General features: G+C 62.6%; 1 protein-coding gene. It reads left to right on the top strand.

The genetic code is table 11. From position 1 onward, the window contains the following. Positions 1-28: 28 nt before the first annotated feature. A partial coding sequence (locus IF64_RS0124965; protein ID WP_248700063.1) for an Abi family protein occupies positions 29-462 on the top strand: 434 nt, incomplete at its 3' end.

Genomic DNA, 462 nt, shown 5'->3' with positions numbered 1-462 from the left:
CGTGTTCGATCGAGCGCTACGTCTGTTGGTGACGGACGCGCTGGAACGGGTCGAAGTCGCGGTTCGAGCGGCGCTCACCGATCACATGTCGACGGCCCATCGTGATCCGCACTGGTACATGGACGCGTCGTACTTCCACAACGCGTCCATACACAATGGGCTGCTCAAGTACGTACGAGCGAAGTGTGATGACCGGCTTGGCGGTCCGCCCGAATCCGACGACGAGTCCAAGTCTGGCGAGGAGATCCCGGTCCATCGCTCTGCGCTCGAGCATTACCTGACGACCTACGGCTTGCCCGAGCTGCCGCCGTCGTGGCTCATGGTCGAGACCCTCACTCTTGGCCAGCTGAGCAAGACAATCGGCAATCTGCGTAGGCGGCAAGACAGGCGAGCGATCGCGTCCAGCATCGGCCTGACCGAGCCGCTGCTCGATTCCTGGCTGCGTACGTACGTTCGGCTACG

Source organism: Prauserella rugosa (assembly GCF_000719975.1).
Classification (GTDB): Bacteria; Actinomycetota; Actinomycetes; order Mycobacteriales; family Pseudonocardiaceae; genus Prauserella; species Prauserella rugosa.
Note: the sequence above shows the minus strand (reverse complement) of the source record. Positions and strands in the feature narration are given on the sequence as shown.